At 63.0% G+C, this 16,819-nt stretch carries 16 protein-coding genes; 8 read left to right on the forward strand and 8 right to left on the reverse strand.

What is annotated here, in order from left to right; genetic code table 11:
• Positions 1-43 precede the first annotated feature (43 nt).
• From htpX to bioB, 5 genes are all read right to left on the reverse strand, one after another.
• The gene (htpX, locus tag AACQ43_RS02840) at positions 44-916 is read right to left on the reverse strand and encodes a protease HtpX (RefSeq protein WP_011705391.1); all 873 of its coding nucleotides are present in this window, start codon (positions 914-916) and stop codon (positions 44-46) included.
• Positions 917-1,028: 112 nt separating this feature from the next.
• Positions 1,029-1,709 carry a dethiobiotin synthase gene (bioD, locus tag AACQ43_RS02845; RefSeq protein WP_011705390.1) on the reverse strand — a complete coding sequence of 227 codons (681 nt, stop codon included), beginning with the start codon at positions 1,707-1,709 and terminating at the stop codon, positions 1,029-1,031.
• Positions 1,710-1,791: 82 nt separating this feature from the next.
• On the reverse strand, positions 1,792-2,595 hold the full coding sequence (gene bioC, locus AACQ43_RS02850; protein ID WP_168965820.1) for a malonyl-ACP O-methyltransferase BioC: 804 nt from the start codon (positions 2,593-2,595) through the stop codon (positions 1,792-1,794).
• Positions 2,585-3,781: an 8-amino-7-oxononanoate synthase gene (gene bioF, locus AACQ43_RS02855; protein ID WP_168965822.1), complete on the reverse strand. Its 1,197-nt coding sequence runs from the start codon at positions 3,779-3,781 to the stop codon at positions 2,585-2,587. Before bioF ends, bioC begins: the two co-directional genes overlap by 11 nt.
• The gene (bioB, locus tag AACQ43_RS02860) at positions 3,778-4,866 is read right to left on the reverse strand and encodes a biotin synthase BioB (protein ID WP_168965824.1); all 1,089 of its coding nucleotides are present in this window, start codon (positions 4,864-4,866) and stop codon (positions 3,778-3,780) included. Before bioB ends, bioF begins: the two co-directional genes overlap by 4 nt.
• Before the next feature lie 191 nt (positions 4,867-5,057).
• Between bioB and bioA the strand changes: the two genes are divergently transcribed.
• Both bioA and AACQ43_RS02870 read left to right on the forward strand, forming a co-directional pair.
• On the forward strand, positions 5,058-6,332 hold the full coding sequence (gene bioA, locus AACQ43_RS02865) for an adenosylmethionine--8-amino-7-oxononanoate transaminase (RefSeq protein WP_168965826.1): 1,275 nt from the start codon (positions 5,058-5,060) through the stop codon (positions 6,330-6,332).
• A 135-nt stretch (positions 6,333-6,467) separates the two neighbouring features.
• Positions 6,468-7,301, forward strand: a complete 834-nt coding sequence (locus tag AACQ43_RS02870; protein WP_168965828.1) for a HAMP domain-containing protein — start codon at positions 6,468-6,470, stop codon at positions 7,299-7,301.
• Here AACQ43_RS02870 and AACQ43_RS02875 read toward each other — a convergent pair.
• Positions 7,298-7,648, reverse strand: coding sequence for a hypothetical protein (locus tag AACQ43_RS02875; RefSeq protein WP_168965830.1), 351 nt, complete (start codon positions 7,646-7,648; stop codon positions 7,298-7,300). The genes AACQ43_RS02870 and AACQ43_RS02875 overlap by 4 nt on opposite strands.
• A 193-nt stretch (positions 7,649-7,841) precedes the next feature.
• On the opposite strand from AACQ43_RS02875, the gene asnS reads away from it, so the two are divergent.
• The 3 genes from asnS (at position 7,842) to AACQ43_RS02890 (ending at position 11,752) form a co-directional block, all read left to right on the forward strand.
• Positions 7,842-9,242: an asparagine--tRNA ligase gene (gene asnS, locus AACQ43_RS02880; protein WP_060388926.1), complete on the forward strand. Its 1,401-nt coding sequence runs from the start codon at positions 7,842-7,844 to the stop codon at positions 9,240-9,242.
• A gap of 378 nt (positions 9,243-9,620) precedes the next feature.
• The gene (locus tag AACQ43_RS02885; protein WP_168965832.1) at positions 9,621-10,964 is read left to right on the forward strand and encodes an anaerobic C4-dicarboxylate transporter; all 1,344 of its coding nucleotides are present in this window, start codon (positions 9,621-9,623) and stop codon (positions 10,962-10,964) included.
• A 131-nt stretch (positions 10,965-11,095) separates the two neighbouring features.
• Entirely contained in the window at positions 11,096-11,752 is a 657-nt protein-coding gene (locus AACQ43_RS02890) for an adenine nucleotide alpha hydrolase (RefSeq protein WP_168965834.1), read from the forward strand.
• Positions 11,753-11,833: 81 nt separating this feature from the next.
• Here AACQ43_RS02890 and AACQ43_RS02895 read toward each other — a convergent pair whose 3' ends face one another.
• Both AACQ43_RS02895 and dcuC read right to left on the reverse strand, forming a co-directional pair.
• A complete protein-coding gene (locus tag AACQ43_RS02895) occupies positions 11,834-12,973 on the reverse strand; it encodes a M20 family metallopeptidase (protein WP_168965836.1) in 1,140 nt (379 codons plus the stop codon).
• Between the two features lie 84 nt (positions 12,974-13,057).
• Positions 13,058-14,434, reverse strand: coding sequence for a C4-dicarboxylate transporter DcuC (dcuC, locus tag AACQ43_RS02900; RefSeq protein WP_168965839.1), 1,377 nt, complete (start codon positions 14,432-14,434; stop codon positions 13,058-13,060).
• A 286-nt stretch (positions 14,435-14,720) separates the two neighbouring features.
• On the opposite strand from dcuC, the gene AACQ43_RS02905 reads away from it, so the two are divergent.
• The 3 genes from AACQ43_RS02905 (at position 14,721) to AACQ43_RS02915 (ending at position 16,807) form a co-directional block, all read left to right on the forward strand.
• Positions 14,721-15,035, forward strand: coding sequence for a hypothetical protein (locus AACQ43_RS02905; protein WP_168965841.1), 315 nt, complete (start codon positions 14,721-14,723; stop codon positions 15,033-15,035).
• Positions 15,036-15,351: 316 nt separating this feature from the next.
• Positions 15,352-16,263, forward strand: coding sequence for a LysR family transcriptional regulator (locus tag AACQ43_RS02910; RefSeq protein WP_005298997.1), 912 nt, complete (start codon positions 15,352-15,354; stop codon positions 16,261-16,263).
• A gap of 193 nt (positions 16,264-16,456) precedes the next feature.
• The gene (locus AACQ43_RS02915) at positions 16,457-16,807 is read left to right on the forward strand and encodes an ArsC family reductase (RefSeq protein ID WP_016350171.1); all 351 of its coding nucleotides are present in this window, start codon (positions 16,457-16,459) and stop codon (positions 16,805-16,807) included.
• Positions 16,808-16,819: the final 12 nt, after the last annotated feature.

Below are 16,819 nucleotides of genomic sequence, written 5' to 3' on the forward strand. Positions count from 1 at the left end.
AAACGGCTGCCCGAAGGCAGCCGTTTTCATTGGCACGGTACACTTAACCGCGCAGGGCGGCGATGCGCTGCTCGATGGGCGGGTGGCTCATGAACAGCTCGCTCATGGAGCGCTTGCCGTTGATGCCAAACGCCATCATGGAGCCTTCCAGCTGTGGCTCGGCACCGCGGGAGAGGCGCTGAAGGGCTGCGATCATCTTGTCGCGGCCGGCCAGCTTGGCGGCACCGGCGTCGGCGCGGAATTCACGCTGACGGCTGAACCACATGACGATGATGGAGGCCAGCACGCCGAACAGCATCTCCAGCACGAACACGGTGATCATGTAGGCAAAACCACCGGTGCTGCTGCTCTCCTCGTCGTTGTTGGAGCTGAAGAAGTTGCTGATGACGCCGGCCACGATGCGGGCGAAGAACATCACGAAGGTGTTCACCACCCCCTGGATCAGGGTCAGGGTCACCATGTCACCGTTGGCCACGTGGCTCACCTCGTGGGCCAGCACGGCTTCCGCCTCGTCACGGCTCATGCTGTAGAGCAGACCGGACGACACGGCGACCAGCGAGTCGTCACGGCGGGCGCCGGTGGCGAAGGCGTTCATCTCGGGGGAGTCGTAGATCCCCACTTCCGGCATCTTGATGCCCGCTTCACGGGCCTGACGGGCCACGGTACTGACCAGCCAGTGCTCGGTCTCGTTACGGGGTTGCTCGATGACCTGGACGCCATAGCTGCGCTTGGCCATCCACTTGGACATCAGCAAGGAGATAAAGGAACCCCCAAAACCGAACACGGCGCAGAACACCAACAGACCGGAAATGCTGGACTTGTTGATCCCCAGAACCGAGAACAGGATATTGAGTACCACCCCCAGCACCAGCATGACGGCCAGGTTGGTCACCAGGAATAGCATAATTCGCTTCATATTGACTCCTTGTGAGATATGGACGCGTAGCCCGTCACCAGTTCGCTGCCGGTCGGGCCACACCTGTCACGCATAATAGACAGTTTCTATGAATGTTCGCTGAATGTCGGATTCAGAGCAGGGGCGAAATGTCGAGTCGCCCGCGCAGATCAGCCTCGAGCGGATTGTTTACAAAGGGTATTTCACCCAAAAACGGAGCCGGCAGCAAGCCCCGCAGGGTGTCCAGGTTTTCCTGATAGTGGCTCATGGAGCCGTGCAGGCGGTTGATGACCCAGCCCGCTACCGGCAGGTTGTTGTTACGAATGGCGGCGAAGGTGAGCAGGGCATGGTTGAGACAGCCCAGTTTGGCCCCCACCACCATGATGACCGGCATGTTCTCCTGCTTGACCCAGTCCGACAGCAGATGTTTGCGATCCAGCGGCAGGAACCAGCCCCCCGCACCCTCCACCACCACCAGCTCGGCCCCCGCCTGTTCAATCTGGCGCAGCCCGTCAGACAACCCCTTCAGGGTAATGGCATCGCGCGCTTCGCTGGCGGCGATATGGGGCGCGATGGGCGGCTCGTAGGCGTAGGGATTGACCAGATCGTAGGGCAGCGGCAGGCTCGCCGCCTCCTGCAGCAACACGGCGTCAAGATTGCGCAGCCCATCCGGGGTGCGGGCACAGCCGGCGGAGATGGGTTTGTAACCAGCGCAGCGCAGACCGTGCGCGGCGAACTCCAGCAACAGGGTGCGGGCGACCAGCGTCTTGCCCACATCGGTATCGGTGCCGGTGACGAAGAAGGATTTAACCATGATGACTCCTCAATACGGGGCCGCTGCCCGGGCTCGCAATGGCGGGCAGCGGCTTCTCAATTCTCTCGGCCCATGAGACCGGTTAGCGGCGGATCAGCTGGCCGAGGCAGACCTGATAACTGGCGGCCAGCAGGCCGTCCGGTTGGCGATGGGCTTCATAGGCCTGGCTCAGGCGCTGCAGACGCTGGCGACTGCTCAGTCCGGTATGACGCTCGTCATTGACCTGGCTGGCACCGATCCCCTTGAGATCGCGCAGCAAGCCGTTGAGCTCGGGGTAGCCGAGCGACCAGGTCAGACTCTCCAACGTCGGGGCGGCAAAACCGCCGGCGGCGATGGCATGCTGCAATTGTGGCAGGCTGAGGAAGCGATTGACATGATCACACTCGTCAACCGTGCGCCAGGCCTCACGCAATTGCCAAAGTGACTCGGCCAGCAGGGTCGAGAACAGCAGCCGGCCGCCGGGTTTGAGCACCCGGTGCAGCTCGGCGAAGGCCTGGGCCGGTCGCTCGCACCACTGCAGTGCCAGGCTGGAGAAGACCCAGTCAAACGTCTCATCGGCAAAGGGGAGCTGCTCGGCATCGCCGCACAGCAGACGGGCGCCGCTGCCGCGAAGGGCCGCCTGCGCCAGCATGCCGGGGGCCAGATCCAGCCCGGTCAGCTCGCTGCAGCGCCCGGCCAGAGCCGGCAGGAAGAAGCCGGTGCCGCAGCCCAGATCCAGCCCGCTCAATGTCAGATCTGTGCCAACCAGCCTGTCCGGCATCCGCTCAAGCAGCGCCTGCCCCACCTCCTGCTGGAAGCGGGCGTGGGCGTCGTAGTGACGGGCGGCGGCGCCAAAACGGCGGGCAAGCTGGGCCTTGTCGACCGCCTGAAAACGCTCATGGAGCATGGGTGCCCCCTCTCTCGTTGTCCGCCGGGCAAGGACCGAGGGCATCGAGCAGGCGATCCACGTCCTGTTCGCGGTGAGCCGCGCTCAGAGTAATACGCAGCCGCGCCGTGCCGACCGGCACCGTGGGCGGGCGAATGGCACCGGCCCAGACACCGCGTTCGCGCAACCGCTCGGCCAGTTGCAGGGCAGCACCGCTCTCCCCCACCAGCAGCGGCTGGATGGGGGTAGCGCTGGCCCCGAGTTGCCAACCCAGCGCCTGTGCCCCTTGCCGAAAACGGGTAATCAGCTGGCCAAGATGGGCGCGGGCCTCGTCGGCGGCGCGCACCAGTTCGATGCTCTGGCTCACCGCGCAGGCCTGGGCCGCCGGCATATGGGTGCTGTAGACATAGTGGCGGGCGAAGTTGACCAGATAATCAACCAGCTCGCGGCTGCCGCCGACAAAAGCGCCAGCGACGCCAAGCGCCTTGCCAAAGGTGCCCATCTGGATGTGCACGCTGGCAGGAGCAACCCCCTGCGCCGCCAGAGTGCCGCGCCCTTGGGGCCCCAGCACGCCGAGGCCGTGGGCATCGTCGATCATCAGCCAGTTGCCGCTTTGGGCAGCCAGGGCGGCGAGCTCGCGCCAGTGGCCCTGATCCCCATCCATGCTGAACACCCCCTCCGAGACGATCAAGCCGCGGCTTGGCTCAAGCTGCCGCTCAAGAGTCGTCATGTCGTTGTGGCCGAAGCGCTTCATCTTGCAGGGCAACTGGCTGCCCATCTCCTGCAGGGAGGCGTGGTTGAGTTTGTCCTGCCACAGCAGGTGATCCTTGCCAAGCAGCGCCTTGAGCACCGCCTGATTGGCGGAAAAGCCGCAGTTGAACAGCAGCACGGCCTCCACCCCGAGCCACTCGGCCAGGGTCTCCTCAAGCTGCTGGTGGGCACGACTGTAACCGGTCACCAGCGGCGAGGCGCCGGCACCGGCGCCATAGCGCTCAATCCCCTCCTGAAAAGCAGTCTTGATGGCGGAGTGACCGGCAAGCCCCAGATAGTCGTTGGCGGAAAAGTTGAGGTAATTGCACCCGGCCACCCTGAGCCGTCCGCCACTCGCCCCGTCGGTCGCGACACGGCTGCGCAGCAGGCCTGCCTGCTCGCGTTCGGAGAGCGCCGCGCTCAAGCCAAAGGGGCCCGTTACTGCAGGGCCGTTCATGACCGCGCGGCCCCTGCGCGGGGGCGGGTTGCGTCATAAAACATCTCGGTGGGCTCGCTCTGGCGGCTCACCTCGGCCAGCAGCTCCTCCTCTTGAACCTGATCCGGCTTCTGGGCGCGCTGGGCGGAGCGAATGCCGAGCCGCTTGAACAGCTGCATGTCGCTGTTCTCGTCCGGATTAGGGGTGGTCAGCAGCTTGCAACCATAAAAAATCGAATTTGCCCCCGCCATAAAGCACATGGCCTGCATCTGCTCGTTCATCTTCTCCCGCCCGGCGGAGAGGCGTACGTGGGAAGCCGGCATCATGATGCGGGCCACGGCAATGGTGCGGATAAATTCGAACGGGTCGAGATTCTCCTGGTTCTCCAGCGGCGTGCCCTTCACCTTGACCAGCATGTTGATGGGCACGCTCTCCGGGTGGCGCGGCAGGTTGGCCAGCGCCATCAAGAGGCCAGCCCGATCTTTTGCCTGCTCACCCATGCCGACGATGCCGCCGGAGCAGACCTTCATGCCGGCGCCGCGCACATGCTCCAGGGTATCGAGCCGGTCCTGATAGGTGCGGGTGGTGATGATGTCGCCGTAAAACTCCGGCGAGGTATCGAGGTTGTGGTTGTAGTAGTCAAGGCCGGCGGCGCCGAGGCGCGCCGCCTGATCGGCGGTGAGCATCCCGAGCGTCATGCATGTCTCCATGCCGAGCCCGCGCACCTCCTCGATCATCCGCAGGATATAGGGCATGTCCTTCTCTTTGGGGTTGCGCCAGGCGGCCCCCATGCAGAAGCGGGACGAGCCGTTGGCCTTGGCTTCGCGAGCCCGCTCCAGCACTTTCTCCACCTCCATCAGCCGCTCGGCCTCAAGGCCGGTGTGGTAGCGGGCGCTCTGGGGGCAGTACTTGCAATCCTCCGGGCAGGCACCGGTCTTGATGGAGAGCAGGGTGCTCACCTGTACTTCGTTCGGATCGAAATGGGCGCGGTGGACGTTCTGGGCCTGGAACAGCAGATCGTTGAATGGCAGGGCAAACAGGGCCTGAACCTCGGCGAGGGTCCAGTCGTGACGAAGGGCGTGAGCGCCCGCAGTGAGAGCATTCATACATGGCTTCCAATTGTTATAAGTGGGATCCTGCGCCGCCAGCTTGCATGGGCAAACACAGAAGCCGCCACCCGGCCTGCACCCGAGTCGAGCTGCACGCAGCCAAGTGGCTGAAATTGTTGGCTAGTGTAGAGAGCATGCGTAGACTGTCAACACCGACCAGATCAAATTAATTGACAACGGAACATAAAGTGACCAATCAAGAATTCGACCTGCACCACGTCTGGCACCCCTATACCTCCCTCACCCATCCCCTGCCCTGCTATGAAGTGGCCAGTGCCAAGGGAGTGACCCTCACCCTCAGCGACGGCCGCGAACTGGTGGATGGCATGAGCTCCTGGTGGGCTTGTGTGCACGGCTATCAAGTGTCGGAGCTCGATGCGGCCGCCACTGCCCAGCTCGGCAAGATGTCCCACGTGATGTTTGGCGGCCTCACCCACGCCCCCGCTGTCGATCTGTGCCGCAAGCTGGTGGAGATCACCCCGGCTGGGCTGGATCGGGTGTTTCTGGCGGACTCCGGTTCGGTGGCGGTAGAGGTGGCGCTCAAGATGGCGCAGCAGTACTGGCACGCCAAGGGGACGCCCAGGGCAAAATTTGTCGCCCTGCGCGGCGGCTATCACGGTGACACCTTCGGCGCCATGAGCGTCTGCGATCCGGATGGCGGCATGCACGAGCTTTACCAGGGCTTCCTGCCCGAGCACCATTTTGTCGAAGCGCCCAGCTGCCGCTTCCACGCCGAGTGGGACGAGCAGTGCGTGGTGGAGCTCGCCACTCTGGTGGCAGACCATCACGAGGAAATCGCCGCCATCGTGCTCGAACCCATAGTGCAGGGCGCCGGCGGCATGCGCTTCTACCATCCACGCTACCTGCAGTGGGTGCGCGCCCTGTGCGACGAGTTCGGCCTGCTGCTGATTGCCGACGAGATCGCCACCGGCTTTGGCCGCACCGGCCAGCTGTTTGCCTGCGACTGGGCCGGCATCAGCCCCGACATCATGTGTCTGGGCAAGGCGCTCACCGGCGGCTACCTGACGCTGTCGGCCACGCTCACTACCGAGCATGTGGCCCGCACCGTGTGTGACGGGAAGGCGGGCGTCTTTATGCATGGGCCGACCTTCATGGGCAACCCCTTGGCCTGCGCGGTGGCCAACGCCTCCATCGATCTGCTGCTGGCCTCGCCTTGGCAGGAGCGGGTCCGCGCCATCGAGCATCAGCTGCGAACAGAACTGGTGGAGCTGACCCTGCACCCGGCGGTGGCGGATGTGCGGGTGCTTGGCGCCATCGGGGTGGTGGAGATGAAGGAGCGGGTGGACGTGGCGCGCATCCAGCGCAAGTTCGTCGAACTGGGTGCCTGGATCCGCCCGTTTGGCAAACTGGTCTATCTGATGCCCCCCTTCGTCATCAGCCCGGCACAATTAACCGTGCTGACCAATGCCATCACCGCCGCCATCCACAGCGGCGAGTTCTGAGTCAGACGTGGCAGGCCCTGCCCGACCAGGCAGGGTCTTTTGACTCTTTTTCATCAGAATGTGAGCGAGACACCAGACCCGGGCGGCCAAGACGCGTAGACTGCGCGGGTTTTACCCAACAGATGTACCGTTCCCATGCGCCTCTCCATTGCTGCCAAAATCAACTTCTTCCTGCTGTTCATCTTCTCCATGGTGCTGGTGTTCTCCGCCGCCTATCAGGCGGTGCGTGAACGCGACCTGATCCTGACCCTCATCAAGGAGCAGAGCCGCGAGCAGACCGAGGCCTACTTCGATGGCCTCAACATGCTGATGCTGACCGGCAAGATGGATGCCCGCGACACCCTGCGCGGCAAGTTTCTCGAACACGCCCACGTGGAGGATGCCCGCATCGTGCGCAGCGAGGCGGTGAGCAAGCAGTACGGGGGCGGCCACCAGAGCGAGCAGCCCAAGGACAGGTTTGATGAGCTGGCACTGGCCGGCAAGGGCAGCCTGGAGGTGGTGCACGACGGCATGCACAGCAAGCTGGTGGTGACCCGCCCGCTGCTGGCCAAGAAGGATTTTCGCGGCACCGACTGCACCAGCTGCCACCTGGTGCCGGAGAATACCGTGCTGGGGGCGGTGCGCTTTGACTACTCCCTCGACACCCTGTTTACCCGGGTCGAGCAGAACATCCTCACCTCGGCGCTGAGCCTCACCGTCATCTTCGGCCTGGGTCTGTTGCTGACCCTCTGGGTCATCCGCACCTGGATCGTCCGCCCCCTCAACCAGCTGACCCGCTCCATGGAGGAGGCCACCGACCTGCACGACTTCGGCCACCGGCTGGAAGGGGATGAAGGGGACGAAATAGGCCGGGTGGCGCTCGCCTACAACCAGATGCTCGACAGCGTGGAGCGTCAGCTGGGCAAACGGTCCGCCGCGCCGATGGAGGGGAGCGAGCTGAAGGCGACAGAGAGAAGAAAAGAGGGCTAGCCCAGGTAGTAGAACAGCAGACTGGCGATCAGGATCAGCAGCAAGATGGTCAGGTGCACCCGCCCCGTGTCCTCCTGCCGCCGGCAGCGTCGGCGCTCCGCCAGCAGCACCGTCAGGGTCAGCAGGCAGCAACCCCAGAGCCCGTGCAGCAGCCAGGGGGTGAGCAAGGGATCCCAGCTCTGGCGTACCCTGACCCCGCCATAGACCAGAAAACCGTAGGCCGTCTGTGGTCTGGCGAAATGATAGAGGGAGAGCAGGACGATGAAGCCGCCCCAGCAGAGCATCACCAGCCCCTGCAACACCCGTGTCAGCCGGTCCGGCCCCCGTCGCCGCTCTTTCACGTCCATCCCCCGTCCAACTGGCCTGCCAATCCGCCGATAGGCGCCGAAATCCCCCCCAGAGTCCGACATTTTTGCTTGTTTATCAAACCTGCGCGGGTAAGATTGACGGCTTAGTCTGCCATGATGGGCCAAGATTGCCCGGGCCAGACCCCAAGTGTTGCAAATAGCGCTGCAAGAACAAGCTGGAGACAATATTTCGATGACGCACGCATCCGTAGTAGATGTGCTGACCGGTAAGTATGCGGTCGGCACCACCCAGACAGTGAAAGGGTGGATCCGGACCCGCCGCGATTCCAAGGCGGGGATCTCATTTTTGGCCATCTCCGATGGCTCCTGTTTCCATCCGGTACAGGCAGTCGTCCCCAATACCCTGGCCAATTACGAGAATGAAGTGCTGCGTCTGACCACGGCTTGCTCGGTGGAAGTGACCGGTCTGGTAGTCGAGTCTCAGGGTAGCGGCCAGGCGTTCGAACTGCAGGCCACCGACGTCAAGGTGGTGGGCTGGGTCGAAGATCCGGACACCTACCCCATGTCCGCCAAGCGTCACAGCATCGAATACCTGCGCGAGCAGGGCCACCTGCGCGCCCGTACCAACATCGTCGGCGCCGTGACCCGGGTACGCAACTGCCTCTCCCAGGCCATCCACCGCTTCTTCCACGAGCAGGGCTATCTGTGGATCGCCGCGCCACTCATCACCGCCTCCGACACCGAAGGCGCAGGCGAGATGTTCCGCGTCTCCACCCTGGACATGGAAAACCTGCCGCGCACCCCGCAAGGCAAGGTGGACTATGACAAGGACTTCTTCGGCAAAGAGACCTTCCTGACCGTATCCGGCCAGCTCAACGTCGAAACCTACGCCTGTGCGCTGTCCAAGGTCTACACCTTCGGGCCCACCTTCCGCGCCGAAAACTCCAACACCAGCCGCCACCTGGCCGAATTCTGGATGGTTGAGCCGGAAGTGGCCTTCGCCGATCTGGAAGACAACGCCGCCCTGGCCGAAGCCATGCTGAAGTATGTCTTCAACGCGGTGCTGAGTGAGCGCCGCGACGATCTGGAGTTCTTCGCCCAGCACGTGGACAAGGACGCCATCGGTCGTCTGGAGCGCTTCGTCGCCTCCGACTTCGCCCAGATTGACTACACCGACGCCATCGAAGTGCTGAAAAACTGCGGCAAGAAGTTCGAGTTCCCGGTCTCCTGGGGTATCGACCTCTCCTCCGAGCACGAACGCTACCTGGCCGAAGAGCACTTCAAGTCCCCGGTGGTGGTGAAGAACTACCCGAAAGACATCAAGGCCTTCTACATGCGCCTCAACGACGACGGCAAGACCGTCGCCGCCATGGACGTACTGGCCCCGGGCATCGGCGAGATCATCGGCGGCTCCCAGCGTGAAGAGCGTTTGGACGTGCTGGATGCCCGTCTGGCCGAGATGGGTCTGAACAAGGAAGACTACTGGTGGTATCGCGACCTGCGCCGCTACGGTACCGTCCCGCACTCCGGTTTCGGTCTGGGCTTCGAGCGCCTGGTGGTTTACGTGACCGGCATGGGCAACGTCCGCGACGTGATCCCCTTCCCGCGCACCCCGCGCACCGCCGAGTTCTGATTACAGGACGTTGCCTTAAAAGCCGACCTCAGGGTCGGCTTTTTGTTGCCCGTCCGGCGGCCGGACGGCCTTGCCAGCACCACAATTAATCACTCTTGCCCCCCCTCCGTCACGCCACCTTGCTGACACACCCGCCCCGCGCCAGCCGTTGAGCCCCATACGCTGCCACTTATTGCCCTCGAAATAACAAAAAAGTTAATACGTGGTTTTTATGACGTTAAATCAAAAATCGATGAGTTATTGAAGTACCTCAAATTTTTGCCCTTTTTTGGCAGGCACAATAACCACTAACCCTTTAGGGCTAAATAAAAAACAGACAATCCCGGTCCATGAGCCCAACACAGCACAGACATGGATTAAATAACGCGAGGTAATGGAATGATCTTGATGGAGTTTTTGGTGGTACTCGGCTGCTTGCTGCTGGGTACCCGGTTTGGGGGCATGGGGCTGGGTCTCATCAGCGGTATCGGTCTGTTCCTGTTGACCTTCGTGTTCGGTCTCACCCCGGGCGAACCGCCGGTGCAGGTGATGCTGACCATACTGGCGGTGATCGGCTGTGCTGCCACCCTGCAGACCGCCGGCGGTCTCAACCTGATGATGCAGGTGGCCGAGCGTCTGCTGCGCCGCCACCCGCAATACATCACTATCCTGGCACCGCTCACCACCTGGACCCTCACCTTCCTGTGCGGTACCGGCCACGTGGTCTACACCATGTTCCCCATCATCGCCGACATCGCGCTGCAGAAGAACATCCGCCCGGAACGGCCGATGGCGGTGGCCTCCGTCGCCTCCCAGATGGCGATCTGCGCCTCGCCGGTCTCCGTTGCCGTGGTCTCCATGGTCTCCATCCTGGCGGCCGGTCACGGCATCGGTCAGGCCTACAGCCTGCTCGACATCCTGATGGTAGCCATCCCCTCCTCGCTCACCGGGGTCATAGTCGCGGCCCTCTGGAGCCTGCGTCGCGGCAAGGATCTGGACAAAGACGAAGAGTTCCAGGCCAAGATCAAGGATCCGGAGCAACGTGCCTTCGTCTACGGCGGTGGTGAGACCCTGCTCAACACCAAGTTCCCGAAAGAGGCCTACTGGTCGACCTGGATCTTCTTCGCCGCCATCGCCGCCGTGGTGGTGCTGGGGGCCGACACCTCCCTGCGCCCGGTGTTCGAGATGGGCGGCAAGACAGGCCCGCTCTCCATGAACCTGGTGATCCAGATGATGATGCTGATTGCCGGTGCCATCATCCTGATGCGCTGCAAGGTCAAGCCGGGTGACATCTCCAACGGCGCCGTGTTCAAGGCCGGCATGGTGGCGATCTTCTCGGTATTCGGGGTCGCCTGGATGAGCGAAACCTTCTTCCAGGCCCACATGCCGCTGCTGAAAGAAACCCTGGCCCACGTGGTGCAGGCCCAGCCCTGGACCTATGCCCTGGTGCTGTTCCTCATCTCCAAGCTGGTGAACAGCCAGGCCGCCGCCCTGACCGCCATCGCTCCCATGGGGCTGGCGCTGGGGGTGGAGCCGAAACTGCTGATCGCCTTCCTGCCGGCGAGCTACGGCTACTTCGTGCTGCCGACCTACCCGAGCGATCTGGCCTGTATCGGTTTCGACCGCTCCGGCACCACCCGCATCGGCAAGTTCATCATCAACCACAGCTTCATCATTCCGGGTCTGATCGGGGTCGCCACCTCCTGTACCCTGGGTTATCTGCTGACCAGCATACTGCTCTAAGCAACAGGCACCGCTTAGCCAGCTCAGCAGGCCCCCCCGGGGCCTGCTGTTTTCCCCCTGCCCCATCCCGCTTTGCCAACCGCCCGCACTCTGGGTAGCATGACCCCTCTTTTCTTTGCGGAATCTCCCCCATGTCTCGCGTCATCGTGCTCTGGAGCGGCGGCAAGGATGCCATGCAGGCCCTCTGCCATGCCCGCGCAGCGGGTCATCAGGTAGTGGCACTGGCCACCTTTGCCCCGCCCGAACCCCGCTTTCTGGCCCATCCCCTGTCGCAGGTGCGTCGGCAGGCGGCGGCTCTCGGTTTGCCCCATCTGCTGCTCACCATCGAAGCGCCGTTCGATCTCGGTTATGAAACGGCGCTGGCGGCATTGAAAGAGGAGTGGCGCCTGGATGGAGTGGTCACCGGCGATATCGACAGCGTGGGGGGCGCGCCGAACTGGATCCGCGAGCGCTGCCGCCCGCTTGGTCTCACCGTGCATACGCCGCTCTGGCAACTCTCCCGCGAGGCGCTATTGGCGGATCTGCTGACCCGCCGCATCGTCGCCCATCTCTCCTGCGTCGATACCCGGGTGCTGGCCCCCGAGTGGGTGGGGCGCACGTTCGATGCGGCCACTCTGGCAGAGTTGCAGCAGCTGGCGGCAAGCCGGGGCTTCGATGCCTGCGGCGAGCAGGGGGAGTACCACACCATGGTGACCGACGGCCCGGGCTTTGCGGCGCCGCTGGTGCTCGGCCACTGGCAGGTTGCCCGTCAGGATCAGCTCGCCTATCTGCTGGAGGATGAGGGGTAGCAGGACAGCTCGTCTGAACCGGCATGCCAGATAAAAAACGGGAGGCGATGGCCTCCCGTTTTGCTTGTCTTTGACGACGACCTAGTTGGCCAGCTTGTCCAGCACCCGCTGCAACAGGCGGATGCGCGGCTCGATGCCATCGAGCAGCAGGAATTCCGCCTCCGAGTGGAAACCGCCGCCCATGGGGCCGAAGCCATCCAGCGACGGCACACCCGCAGCGGCGGTGAAATTGGCATCGGAGCCGCCACCGGCCTCCAGCCAGTTGAAGGAGATCCCCTCCTCTTTCGCTGCCGCCTCCACCAGCGCCATCACGGCCTCGGTGTCACCACTCGGGCGCATCGCAGGCTTGAAGCTCTGGCGATCCACCTCGACCCGACAGCCCGTGAGGAAGGGGTTGTTGGCCATAAAGGTGAGCCGCTCGTGCACCGCTGCCGCCTCTGCATTGCTCCAGAAGCGCAGATCGACGATCGCCTCGGCAAAGTCGGGCACCACGTTGACGCCGGTACCGCCCTGTACCACGCCGACGTTCATGGTGGTGCCGGTGTCGAGGTTGACCTGTTCGTTGATGGCGAGCACCCAATGAGCAAGCTCTGTGATGGCTGAGACCCCTTCGGTCAGCGCCGAACCGGCGTGGGAGGCCTTGCCGTGGAAGGTAATGCGGTACTTTGCATTGCCCTTGCGGGCGCTGATGAGATCCCCATTGGGGCGCGCCGCCTCGGCCACCAGCACGCAGCCGCTCTGTTTGGCCTTCTCCACCAGCCACTCTTTGGACCAGGGGGAGCCAATCTCCTCGTCGCAGTTGCAGCAGACCAGCACCTTGAGCTTGGCCAGCACGGCCGGGTCCATCTCTTTGAGGGCATACCAGGTGGAGAGCAGACCGCTCTTCATGTCCGACACACCGGGGCCAAAGGCCTGATTGCCTTCGATTTTCAATGGGCGCTTGGCGGCTGTTCCCTCCGGGAAGACGGTGTCCATGTGGCCCACCAGCATCACGTCGTAGTGGCTGGCGCCGGGGACATTGGTTGCCTCGAGGCAGGGGCCGCACTCGGCGGCAAACTGGTGGCGGGTCACCTGCCAGCCGATAGCCTCATATTTCTCGGTCATGATGTCGGCCACTTTCGCCACCCCAGCCGGGGTGCGGGTGCCGCAATCGAGATTGATGAGCGGGGCCAGATCCGCCAGGTAGGCGTCCAGAGAAAAAGCGTTGCGAGATTCTGTCATTGTCATCTCCTGGGACGGAAGGACACACCTCCCGCCCGACGGCCGAATGAAAGGGGCAGACAGCTCATGCCGTCCGCCGCCCGGTTACATAAACAGCAGATAGTTGAGAGTGAGCGCGGTCACCAGGGCACCGGCCATGGGCACGCAGGTGCGCTTGACCACCACGAAGGGGGAGACCTTGGCGATGCCCGCACAGGCGATCAGCACCGCCGCGATGGGGGAGACGGTGCGGCCGATGCTGGAGGCGAGCTGCATCGGCAGCAGCATGGTCACCGCCGGTACGCCGAACTTGGCCGCCACGGCAGGCGCCAGGGTGGAGAAGCTCAAGAATGCCGCATTGCCCGAGCCCATGATGACCGCCGCCACCATGATGAGCCCTACCATCACCAGCGTCATCAGGCCGCTGCCGATACCGGCGTTGCTGGCCGAATGCAGCAGGGTATCGATGGCGCCGATGGCCTTGAGAGATTCCGCGAACAGCTCGGCACAGACGATGAGCGCCACCACGGGGCCGAACACCTTGCCCATGCCGTCGAGGAAGCTGGAGAGCCCCGCGAAGGCGATGCGCACCGAGCGGGTTCGCAGCAGCTCGCACAGCATGCCGATAAAGACCGACAGCAGCATGGCCACCTCAACGCTGACGCTGATGGTGGTCACCAGCAGCTTGGAGAAGGTCATCATCAGCACGAAGGGGATGATGGGCAGCAGGGCATACCAGGTGGGCGCCGCTACCGCGTCGGTGCCCTTCTCGTCCAGCTCGGCGTGTTCGCCGCGATGCAGGGCCGGATCCCAGCCATCCTGGCGGTCACAGTGCCGCTGCCAGAAGAAGTGCAGCACCATGGTCACCAGCAGCATGGGGACCACCAGCCAGATCTGGTAGTCGACGAAATAGCTGGTGGGATCCATGCCGGACTGGCCGGCGGAGAAGATGGCGTTGGTCTGAGTCGGGCCAATCTCGAACGCCTGGGAAGTGGCGATGACGCCACAGGCGGAGGCTGGACTGATGCCGAGGTTGCGCATCACGGGATACATGGTGACCATCAACAGCAGGCCAAGGCCGGTGGCGGAGGTAACGAACAGGGAGACGAAGACCGCCACCAGGTAGCAGATGGCCAGCATCAGGTAGCTGGACTGGATGCCCGCCACCGGTTTGACCGCCACCCGCACCAGCGCCTGGGAGGCACCGATATGGGACATGTAGGTGGCAAAGCCGGCCACCGCCATGATGGTGAGGCCGAGCCCCGCCGCCCGGTAGGAGAAGATCCCCTTGAACACCTCGAACAGGTCGAACAGGGCGAAGCCGGTGCTCTTGTCGGCGGGCAGAATGGGGTGCAGTCCCAGCAAGTAGGCGACGGTGAAGATGGCCATGCCGGCCAGTGCCAGCACCGCCTGCGGGTTGTAATCCTTGACGATGCCGTACACCACGGCCAGCAGTACGAGCAAGACGAAGACGAGTTCCAAATATTCACTCCTGACAAAGTTATCGAGGAGCGGAATCTAGTGGTCTGACCGCGCTTTCCCATTGATCCCCGTCAAGAAAGATGGCTTGAACGCCTTTCAATGAAACAAAATGCTACACAATTAACAAAAAACAGCAATTTAAACTAAAGGCAAACCTTTAGAATCCCTTTGCCACGCGTTCTGGCGAATAACCTCAGGCTTTTTTGCTTTGGATCAACGTCAGGGGCCAGTGAACTGGCCAAGATGCGCATCGACACACAGCGACCGTTTCGCGCCGGAGAGAGTTATGACAGACCGAGCCAACGCAGGCAAGACGACCTGCGACTACAAGCTATGGGACATCCTCGTCGAGTCTGCAAAGGAACGCACCACCATTCGTTACTCCAAGCTGGCCAGGCAGGCCGGGCTGGAGAATTGCCAGGATGAGCTGCGCACGCTGCTGCAACGCATCCGCATGTACTGCACCGAGCACCAGTTGCCGATCCTCTCCGCCATAGTGGTGGACGATGTGGGCAAATATACCGGCCTCTCCTCCAGTCTGCCGGAGGCCCCCTGGGAGCGTGCCAAGGTGTTTGACTACCAGTGGCCGGTTGCGCCCTGAGTCATCCACCCCTCACAATAACGCGCCCGCCGGCGCGTTTTGTACTTCTTTGGGCCCCCTTTTCCTGAACCGCAGGCAAAAAAAACCCGCCGAGACGGCGGGTACTAAGCAAGCAACGCTCTGGATGACCAGAGTAAAGAGTTCAGGCTGTCGAATCTTGCCACCTCCGGCACCACGCGAAAGAGGTAACAGGACAACATGGGTTTGCATAAATCGCTGATTTATCCAAGCTTCATGCTGACCATCGACGGGAAACGAGACTAAAGTGAAGGCCCTGCTTAAGGAAATGATTTATTAGTATTCCATTATGCACAGAATGAATTTACGAGGCGTCGACCTCAACCTGCTGGTGGTGCTCAAGGCACTGCTGGAGGAGCGCAACACCACCAAGGCCGCAGAACGGCTCGCCATGAGCCAGCCAGCCGTCAGCCGGGCACTGGCCCGCTTGCGTCTGCTCTATGACGATCCCCTGCTGATCCGCACTCCCCAGGGCATGGAACCCACCGCCCGGGCGGAGGCCTTGCTGTTGCCGCTGCGGGAGATCCTGCACGACATCGAGCAGACCTTCAGCCCCCCCGAGCAGCTCGACCCCGCCCAGTTCGAGGGGGTGCTGCGCATCGGGGCCCACACCTATGTGGAGTACGTGATGATGCCGAGCCTGCTGGCCCGGCTGCAGCAACAGGCCCCCAACCTGCGCATCCACATGGTGCCGCTCAATGCGGACTACGAGAGCCAGCTCGACGAAGGGGTCATCAGCATGGTGATCAGCAAGCAGGACGAGGTGCCCGGTCGTTTTCGCCGCATCCCGCTGTTCGAAGACAAGCTGATCTGCGCCGCCCACCGCAGCCACCCGCTACAGGGCCAGGTGCTATGCATCGAATCCTTCGCCCAGGCCCAGCATCTGCTGGTCGCTCCCCGCGGCAGCGAAGGGGGCATCGTCGATGATCTGCTGGCAGCCCACGGCATGACCCGGCACACCCCCTTGATAGTGCAAAGCTTTCTGGCGGCCCCCTTCATCCTGCCGTGCGCGCCTCTGCTGCTCACCTCCCCCGCCCGGGTGCTGCGCCCGCTGATGCCGCTGCTGGATCTGGTGGAGTACGAGACCCGCTTCGCCCTGCCCACCTTCGAAGTGAGCCTCATTCGCCATCGTCGCGACGACAACAACGCCATGCTCAACTGGTTCGAATCCGAACTGCACCTCTGGTGTCGCACCCAGAGCGAACTCTGATGCCCGCCGGCGCGTCCCGCGCCGGGCACTTTTCCCCCCCCCAGGCCCGACCAGCGCCTCGCCCCACCTCCCCCATGCGCATCGGCGTTGCCTTGAGATCGCCACAATGCCAGAATCGGGCCTCTTCTTGATTTCCCGTTTCAGGACTCAAGTTTCAGCTTTCCGGGCCCATGCCCGCAGACAAGGACTCCCCATGGCCACCACCCTCTATGGCATCAAGAACTGCGACACCATCAAGAAAGCCCGCAAGTGGCTGGAGCAGGCCGGCATCGACTACCGCTTTCACGACCATCGTGCCGACGGCCTGAACCCGGCCGACCTCGACCGCTGGCTGAGCCAGCTCGGCTGGGAAGCGCTGCTCAACAGCCGCGGTACCACCTTTCGCGCCCTGCCGGACGAGGCCAAGCAGGGGCTCGACACCGCCAAGGCGCGTGCCCTGTTGCTGGAGCACCCGGCCATGATCAAGCGCCCGCTGCTGGACCGGGACGGCGAGCTGACCCTGGGCTTCAAGGCCGATCACTACCAATCCCTCTTCTCTCGTTAAACTTTTTTGCTA

It is taken from the genome of Aeromonas sp. DNRA1 (assembly GCF_963888745.1).
GTDB lineage: Bacteria > Pseudomonadota > Gammaproteobacteria > Enterobacterales > Aeromonadaceae > Aeromonas > Aeromonas hydrophila.